The organism is Kitasatospora sp. NPDC004799 (genome assembly GCF_040609095.1).
In the GTDB taxonomy this organism is placed as follows: domain Bacteria; phylum Actinomycetota; class Actinomycetes; order Streptomycetales; family Streptomycetaceae; genus Kitasatospora.
In genome coordinates, this window is sequence record NZ_JBEXJK010000385.1 from 1 (window position 1) to 7,759 (window position 7,759).

General features: G+C 75.4%; 7 protein-coding genes. 4 read left to right on the top strand and 3 right to left on the bottom strand.

The window, feature by feature from the left end; genetic code table 11:
- From ABZW03_RS32995 to ABZW03_RS33005, 3 genes are all read left to right on the top strand, one after another.
- Window positions 1–949, top strand: a 949-nt coding sequence (locus tag ABZW03_RS32995) for a DUF6745 domain-containing protein (RefSeq protein ID WP_355266597.1), incomplete at its 5' end; no start/stop codon positions are given.
- Between the two features lie 115 nt (window positions 950–1,064).
- On the top strand, window positions 1,065–1,928 hold the full coding sequence (locus ABZW03_RS33000) for a MerR family transcriptional regulator (protein ID WP_355266600.1): 864 nt from the start codon (window positions 1,065–1,067) through the stop codon (window positions 1,926–1,928).
- Complete coding sequence (locus tag ABZW03_RS33005) at window positions 1,925–3,142, top strand: glycosyltransferase (RefSeq protein ID WP_355266603.1); 1,218 nt, start codon at window positions 1,925–1,927, stop codon at window positions 3,140–3,142. Before ABZW03_RS33000 ends, ABZW03_RS33005 begins: the two co-directional genes overlap by 4 nt.
- 34 nt (window positions 3,143–3,176) lie before the next feature.
- Here the strand turns inward: ABZW03_RS33005 and ABZW03_RS33010 are convergent, their stop codons facing one another.
- The 3 genes from ABZW03_RS33010 to ABZW03_RS33020 form a co-directional block, all read right to left on the bottom strand.
- The gene (locus tag ABZW03_RS33010) at window positions 3,177–5,153 is read right to left on the bottom strand and encodes a VC0807 family protein (protein WP_355266606.1); all 1,977 of its coding nucleotides are present in this window, start codon (window positions 5,151–5,153) and stop codon (window positions 3,177–3,179) included.
- Entirely contained in the window at window positions 5,150–5,827 is a 678-nt protein-coding gene (locus ABZW03_RS33015; protein WP_355266609.1) for a TetR/AcrR family transcriptional regulator, read from the bottom strand. Before ABZW03_RS33015 ends, ABZW03_RS33010 begins: the two co-directional genes overlap by 4 nt.
- A 103-nt stretch (window positions 5,828–5,930) precedes the next feature.
- Window positions 5,931–6,704, bottom strand: coding sequence for a class I SAM-dependent methyltransferase (locus tag ABZW03_RS33020; RefSeq protein ID WP_355266612.1), 774 nt, complete (start codon window positions 6,702–6,704; stop codon window positions 5,931–5,933).
- Window positions 6,705–6,958: 254 nt separating this feature from the next.
- Between ABZW03_RS33020 and ABZW03_RS33025 the strand changes: the two genes are divergently transcribed.
- Entirely contained in the window at window positions 6,959–7,720 is a 762-nt protein-coding gene (locus tag ABZW03_RS33025; RefSeq protein ID WP_355266615.1) for a class I SAM-dependent methyltransferase, read from the top strand.
- The last annotated feature ends 39 nt before the right edge of the window (window positions 7,721–7,759 follow it).

Below are 7,759 nucleotides of genomic sequence, written 5' to 3' on the forward strand. Positions count from 1 at the left end.
GCCCGAGCCCGCGGCCGTCTGCTGGTTCGGCTCGCCGCTCGCCGCGACCGAGGCGGCGCTGGAGCTGCGGGCCGCCGGCGCGCAGAGCGTGCGCGAGGCCGTGCGCACCCGGCCGTGGGAGGAAGCCCGGCGCCGGGCCGTCGAGCAGGTCGGCGGCGCCGGGTGGGCGGGCCACTGGGCGCTGACCGGCGGCGAGCTCGGCCCGGTCACCACCCCGCTCGCCGACCGGCTGCGCAACGCCGTGCTGGACCGGCTCGCCCCCGAGGCCGACCGGGAGGACGACGCGGCCGTGGCCGAGGACGCCCGGGCCCGCCGCACCACCGTCCGGCTCGCCCTGCTGGACGCCGTGCGCGGCCAGCACGACGCGCCCTGGTTCGCCGCCTTCGAGGCCGCCGGAGCGAGCGCCGACGCCGTCGCACCGCTCGCCGAGCTGGCCCGGCAGGCCGGCTGGTGGTGGCCGTACCGGGACGTCGCCCTGCTCAGCGAGCGCCCGACCGAACTGCACCGCGACGAGGCCGGGCGGCTCGACCGGGCGGACGGGCCCGCCCTGGCGTACGCCGACGGCTTCGCCCTGCACGCCTGGCGCGGCATGCCCGTCCCGCCGGAGTTCCTGGCCGGCCTGGCCGGGGTCACCGTCGAGCGGATCCGCACCGAGGAGAACGCCGAACTGCGCCGCGTCCTGCTGGAGCACTACGGCTACGAGCGCTACCTGGCCGACTCCGGCGCCGAGCCCGTCCACCGGGACGAGACCGGGGTGCTCTGGCGGATCGTCCTGCCCGACGACGAGCCGGTGGTGATGGTCGAGGTGGTCAACTCCACCCCCGAGCCGGACGGCACCCACCGCACCTACTGGCTGCGCGTCCCGCCGAGCACGCGCACCGCGCGCGCCGGGGTCGCCTGGACGTTCGGCATACCCGAGAGCGCCTACCACCCGCAGCGCGAGACCTGAGCCCAGGTGCCACCCGGCATCCGGAGCGGGCCCCTGAGCTGCGCGTGTTGACCCTTACCCCACGTCAGGCCGCACGGTGGGGACGCAGCGAACGCACGGATGATCGGAGGGACGCATGAGCTGGTCGGTGGGCCAGGTCTCCGGCTTCGCCGGGGTCACGATCCGGACCCTGCACTACTACGACCGGTCCGGGCTGCTCTCGCCCAGTGAGCGCAGCCCGGCCGGCTACCGGCTCTACAACGGCGGGGACCTCGCCAGGCTCCAGCAGATCCTCTTCTACCGGGAGCTCGGCTTCCCGCTCGACGAGGTCGCCGACATCCTGGCGGACCCGCAGGCCAACGCGCTCGACCACCTGCTGGCGAGACGCCAGGCCCTGACCGAGCAGATCGCCCGGTTGCAGAAGCTGGTCGACGTCGCCGAGCGGGCCATCGAGGTCCAGCGCACCGGGGTCGAGCTGACCCCGGAGGAGCGCTTCGAGGTCTTCGGGGACGTGGTCTTCGACCTCAGCTACGCCGCCGACGCCCACCTCAAGTGGGGCGAGCGGGAGGGCCACCGGGAGGCCCTGGCCCGCGCCGCCACCCACTCCAAGGAGGACTGGCAGCGGCTGATGGCGGAGGCCGCGCGGTGGCGCGTCCGGTTGCTGGCAGCCTTCGACGAGGGGCTGCCGGTCGACCACACGACGGTGCTGGACCTCGCGGAGCAGCACCGGCAGCACATCACCCGGTGGTTCACGCCCTGCCTGCCGGAGACGCACTGCCGGATCGCCGACGACTACGAGGCGGACGCCCGCGCCTTCGCCCTCGTCGTCCCGCCGGCCGAGCAGCGCCCCGGCCTGGCCGGGTACCTCCGCGCAGCCATCGGCGCCAACGCCGAACGGCTCGGCGGGGGCGGCGACCTCGGAGACCTTGGAGACCTCGACGGCCTCGGCGGCCTTGACAACCTCGACGGCCTCGGCAACCCCGAGGAGGCGGCCCGATGAGGATCCTCGTCATGGCCGCCGGATCGCACGGCGACGTCGCCCCCTACACCGGTCTCGGGGCGCACTTGCGCGGTGCGGGGCACGAGGTCGCGCTCGCGGCGCCCGAGACCTTCCGCGAGCTGGTGGCCGGCAGCGGCCTCGGCTTCCGCCCGCTCCCGGTCGACCCGCGCGGGGCGGGCACCGAGTCGACGGGCGGGCGCTCCGACCTGCTCGCGCGGGCCGCGGCGTTCATCGGGCGGCTCGGCGACGCGCTCGCGGACGCGGCGGCGCCCGGAGCCGATCTGCTCCTGCTCAGCACCACCACCGCACCGCTGGGCTGGCACCTCGCGGAGGCGATGGACGTCCCCAGCCTGGGGGCCTACCTGCAACCCACACTGCCCACGCGGGAGTTCCCGCCGGTGGTCGGGGGCGGCCGCTCGCTGGGGAGCTGGGGCAACCGGGCGGCGGGGGCGCTCGGCCAGCGGGTCGTCGACCGCCTGCACGCCGAGGCCGCACGCCGCTTGCGGTCGCGGCTCGGCCTCCCGGCGCTCTCCCAGACCGCGCGCCGACGGGCCGTGGAGCGGGCGCACTGGCCGGTGCTGCACGGGTTCAGCCCGACCGTCGTACCGCGCCCGGCCGACTGGCGGGAGGGGCTGCGGGTGGTCGGCAACTGGTGGCCGCACGTGCCGGAGGACTACCGCCTCCCGGCGGAGGTCGAGGACTTCCTGCGGTCCGGGCCGCCGCCGGTGTTCATCGGCTTCGGCAGCATGGCGGCCGGGCAGGGGGAGCGGCTGAGCACGCTGGCGGTGGAGGCCCTGCGGCGGGCGGGCGTCCGGGGCGTGGTGCAGGCCGGCTGGGCGGGGATGGCCGGGGCGGGGGACGACGTGCTGACGGTCGGCGAACTGCCGCACGCGCGGCTGTTCCCGCACATGGCGGCCGTCGTGCACCACGCGGGTGCGGGGACGGCGGCCGCGGCACTGCGCGCCGGCGTGCCGAGCGTCCCCGTCCCGGTGACGGCGGACCAGCCGTTCTGGGCCGCCCGGCTCGCCCGGCTCGGGGCCGCCACCGCTCCGCTCCGGTTCGCCGACCTGACCGCCGACCGGCTGGCGGAGGCCCTCCGCCGGGCCGTCGGGGAGCAGCGGCTGCGGGACGGGGCGCAGGAGGCGGCCCGCGCGATGTCCGAGGAGGACGGCGCGGGCCGGGTCGCGGAGGCGGTGGTGGCGATGGGCCGGTAGGGAGAGGAGGGAGGGGAGCGGGCCGAGAAGGGCCTCAGGCCAGGGTCCGCTCCAGCCAGTCGAGCACCACGGCGTTGCGCAGCTGCGGCGCCATGGGAGCGCAGTGGTCACCGGCGCCCTGGGCGGCGGTGAGGACGGTGTGCTGTTTCGGACAGCGGAGGAGGTCGTAGAGCCGGGTGTCCTGGCCCGGGACGAGGGCTTCGGCCTCGTAACCGAGGACCAGGGTGGGGCAGGTGACGAGGTGCGCCACGTCGTCGCAGCGGAACCGGCGGATGGTACGGGCGAGTTGCCAGAAGTCCTGCGGCGCGCGTCCGGCGCGGGCGTCGTGGAGGAACCGGGTGCCGAAGATCTCGGCGCGCTTGGCCAGCAGGGGAGTGGCGGGGCCGAGCTCGGGGAGGACGGCCCGCCGCCAGTGCCGGTTGACGGCCTCGGGGTCGCTTCGGTCGGGCCCGTCGACGAGCCGGCGCCAGACCTCGGGCCAGGCGAGCCAGTTGTCGACGGCGCCCGGATCGGCGACCACGGCGGCGAGACGGGGCTCGAAGGCCGCGGCGCGGATGGCCAGGATGCCGCTCATGCTCCAGCCGGTCAGGGCGATCCGGTCGGGGTCGACGAGGGGCGAGACGGACGGATCGCTGAGGAGGTGATCGACGACGGGACGGACGACGTGTTCCCAGTCCGGGCGGAACGGGATGCCGTGCTCGAAGAGCAGGGATCCCTGCCCGGGCCCCTCCAGGACGAGGGCGTTCCAGCCGCGTTCGACGGCCGCGCGGGCACCGAAGCAGTAGAGGTCGATGCTCTGGGCGTCGCTGCCGTTGACCAGGACGAGGGTGGGGCGGCGCTCGGGCCGGCCCGGCGGAGTCAGCAGGTAGGCGGGCAGTCCGATGTCCTCGTACGGGATGCGCAGGCGCTGGACGGGCGGGTCGAGGAGGTCGCCGGCGCGGTGCCAGCAGGCGCGCATCTCGGCGAAGACGGCCGGCTCGTCGGCCGGGCGCGCGCTCGCGAGGACGGAGAACAGGGCGAGGGAGAGGTACTTGGCGGCACGAAGGTAGGCGTCACGGGCGTCGGCCGTGCGACCGGAGCGGAGGGCGTCCTCGGCGCCGGTGGCGGTGCGGCGGTCGAGGGCGAGGAACTCCTCGTGGTAGCTGCGGCCGGAGAGCCCGGCGCGGTTGACGCGGTCGACGGCGGCCAGCACCTCCCCAACCTCGGCGGCCCGGTAGGCGGTCGCGCCGAGGGCGGCGCGGGTCTGGAGGTCGAGGTTGGGTTCGGCGAACAGCCGCAGCCGGTCGGGGGCCGCGGCGGGCTCTGTGCTCTCGGGGGCCGCGACGGGTGCTGCGGTCACGGCGGTCTCGGCGGTCATGGCACGGTCCGTTCCGGTCAGGCCCGCAGGGCGTGGCGCTTGGTGTACCCGAGGTGGAACAGGAGCAGCGGCGCGGCGATCACCGGCCAGCTCAGGTTCATGGCCGCCGGGGCGGGTGTCGACGGGCAGGAGGTAGGCGAAGGCCAGTTGGGCGAGGGCGTTGAGCAGGCTGGCCGCGCCCCAGACCGCGGTGAGCACCCGGACACCGCGGCGGAACGCGGCGTCCTGTTCCCAGCGCGCCTCCCAGGCGCGCAGCCCCTCCTCGCCCGCCTTGGCCCGTACGAAGTTCCGGAAGACGACCATCAGGGCCGGGCGGCCGTAGCCGACCGAGGCCAGCAGCCAGACCCCGAGGAGTCCGCCGAGCATGCCCGTCCAGGCCTCGCGGATCAGCAGGGTGCGGGGGTCCCCGGTGAGCACGGAGAGCACCAGGCCGAGGACGATCATGCTCAGGACCAGCAGGGCCGTGAAGTCGACGCGGCGGGTCCGGACCAGCCGTACCACCACGGTGACGGCGGGTGCGGCGGCGGACCAGAGCAGCGACCACCACTGGTCGACGCCGGCGGAGCGCAGCCCGTAGTAGACGGCGAGCGGCAGGCCGAGGTCGATCAGCAGGGGTAACAGGACGCCGGTCCGGCGCGGGGTGGCGTGGGTCACTTCGCCTCCTCGTTCCTGGTGGCGAGGGCGAAGAGGGTGACCAGCTCGCGCCCGTAGGCGCGGGCGTCGAAGTCGTCCCCGGCGGACAGCCGGTTGGCGGCCGCGTCGATGGAGGCGCGGATCGCGGTGGCCATCGCCTCGGCGTCGAACGGCCGGAAGTCGCCGCTGAGCTGTCCGTTGCGCAGGTGCTGGACCAGCAGTGCCACGGGGGTGTCGAAGCCGGCCGAGCTGACCAGCGGGCTGCCGTCCTCCCGGCGGGCGCCGGCGAGGACGTCCACCAGCGCCCGGACCTCGACCGGGTGGTCCGCCAGGAACTCCAGGTTCGCCTCGATGTAGGCGGCCAGCTGTGCGGCGGGTGCGGAGTGGGCGTGGATGCGCGGCTGCATGGCGGCCCGCGCGGCCTCCTGGACGGTGTCGACGAGGGCCTGGAAGAGGTCCTCCTTGTCCTGGAAGTGGTACGAGATCAGCCGAACACTGGAGAGCTTCGCCCGCTTGGCGATCTGCGCGAACGAGGCCCGGGCGAAGCCGAGTTCGGCGACGGTCTCGATCGCGGCGGCGACGATCTGGGCACGCCGGGCATCGGTGGTGAGGCTCCGGCCGGAGCTGGAGCTGGAGCTGGAGCCGGAGCCGGGAGCGGAAGGAGTGGAAGGAGCGGAGTCAGGATTTACTCGCATGAGTAAAAATTAACATGGATCGGCAAAACCATGGGCGCGGCGAGCCACCGCCGTCGATGACAGGACCCCGATGACAGGACGGCGGGAGCCGGAGGACGGGAGGTCAGGGCGCCCGGGCGATCAGGACGGGCTGGAAGAAGCCGGTGTCGGCGGGCTGCTCCCAGCGGACCTCGGCGAGGCCCGCCTCGGTGGCGAAGGCGCTCACCTGCTCCTGGGTGAGCGCCCAGTAGGTGGAGCGGTGGACGGTGGTCTGCCACTGGCCGGTCTGGTCCGACAGGAGCCGGAAGAGCTCCAGGTCGTACCGTTCGCCGTCCTCGTGCCACTGCCAGAGCTGGAAGACGACCGACCGCCGGCCGCCGTGCTCGGCGGTCTGCGGCGGGGTGGAGGCGGGCCGGGTGCGGCGCAGCCCGTCGTACGGGCGGGTGGTGGCCAGCAGCAGCCCGCCCGGGCGCAGGACCCGCCGCATCTCGCCGAGCGCGGTGCGGACGTCCTCGGCCGTGAGCAGGTGGGGCAGCGCGTTGTCGGCGCAGACGACGACGTCGAACCGCTCGTCCGGGAAGGGGAGTTCCCGCATGTCGGCTGCGGCGGTGGGCAGCCGGAGGCCGCGCTCGGCGGCCTCCGCGGTGGCGCGGGCGGCGGCGACCGGGCTGAGGTCGGTGCCGGTGACGCGGTGGCCGAGCGCGGCCAGGCCGATGGCCTGGGTGCCGATGCCGCAGGCGCAGTCCAGCACCTCGGCGGACCGGTCGCCGAGGCCCGCGCGGACCAGGGCGTCCAGCGCGGCGCCCTGCCGGGCGAGCGAGGCGTTCCAGTCGGCGTAGAGGAGGTGGTAGTCGTCGGCGAAATAGTCGTAGAAGCGGCTGAGGGCGGACTGGGTCATGGCGGCAGGGTCTCCACGGGACGTCGGCGGAAGCGGTGGGATCGGGGGCGCGGCGCCATCCTCGCCCGGGCGGACCGGCGCGGGGTACCGGATTTCGGGACCACCGTGGAAGTCGGGCACAGGGACCGGACGGCCACCGGGCGCGGCCGAACCGCCCCAGGGCAGCCGGTGGGGACCGGGACTTGACGTCCCGGCGGGCCGAAGGCGCCCGGAATCCGGTGGCCCCACGGCGCCGTCGCCGCGATGATGCGGGCATGCGCACCTTCGAAGAGCTGATCGCCGAGGCCGAGTCCGTCTCCGTGGACGGCTGGGACTTCTCCTGGTTGGAGGGCCGGGCCACCGAGGAACGGCCCTCCTGGGGCTACCAGCGACTGCTGGCCGGGCGCCTGGGCACGGCGACGGCCGCCCTGGACATCCAGACCGGTGGCGGCGAGGTGCTCGCGGGCGCCGTACGGCTCGGCGGGTGCCCGCCCGTGCTCGCGGCCACCGAGTCCTGGCCGCCCAACCTGGCCCTCGCCACGCAACGCCTGCACCCCCTGGGCGGGGTGGTGGTCGCGGACCCGGACGAGCCGCCGCTGCCGTTCGCCGACGGGGCCTTCGACCTGGTCAGCAGCCGCCACCCGGTGCGGGCCTGGTGGACGGAGATCGCCCGGGTGCTGCGCCCCGGCGGCACGTACTTCGCCCAGCACGTGGGCCCGGCCTCGGTCTTCGAGCTGGTCGAGTACTTCCTCGGCCCGCAGCCGGAGGCGAGGGAGGGCCGTCGCCCCGAGCTGGAGGCCGCCGAGGCGCGGGCGGCCGGGCTGGAGGTGGTGGACCTGCGCTCCGAGCGGCTGCGGACGGAGTTCCGGGACATCGGCGCGGTGGTGTACTTCCTGCGGAAGGTGATCTGGATGGTCCCGGGCTTCACCGTCGACGCCCACCGCGACCGGCTGCGCGAGCTGGACCAGCGGATCCGCGCCGAGGGTCCGTTCGTCGCCCACTCGGCGCGCTTCCTGATCGAGGCGCGCAAGCCGTAGCCGCCGCGGCGGCGTCCGGCCCGCCGGGAGGGAGCCCCG

What these genes read in the sequence shown, in the direction of transcription:
- ABZW03_RS33025 (WP_355266615.1), top strand. Translation starts at nt 6,959, where the DNA reads ATGCGCACCTTCGAAGAGCTGATCGCCGAGGCCGAGTCCGTCTCCGTG.
- ABZW03_RS33005 (WP_355266603.1), top strand. Translation starts at nt 1,925, where the DNA reads ATGAGGATCCTCGTCATGGCCGCCGGATCGCACGGCGACGTCGCCCCC.
- ABZW03_RS33020 (WP_355266612.1), bottom strand. Translation starts at nt 6,704, where the DNA reads ATGACCCAGTCCGCCCTCAGCCGCTTCTACGACTATTTCGCCGACGAC.
- ABZW03_RS33015 (WP_355266609.1), bottom strand. Translation starts at nt 5,827, where the DNA reads ATGCGAGTAAATCCTGACTCCGCTCCTTCCACTCCTTCCGCTCCCGGC.
- ABZW03_RS33000 (WP_355266600.1), top strand. Translation starts at nt 1,065, where the DNA reads ATGAGCTGGTCGGTGGGCCAGGTCTCCGGCTTCGCCGGGGTCACGATC.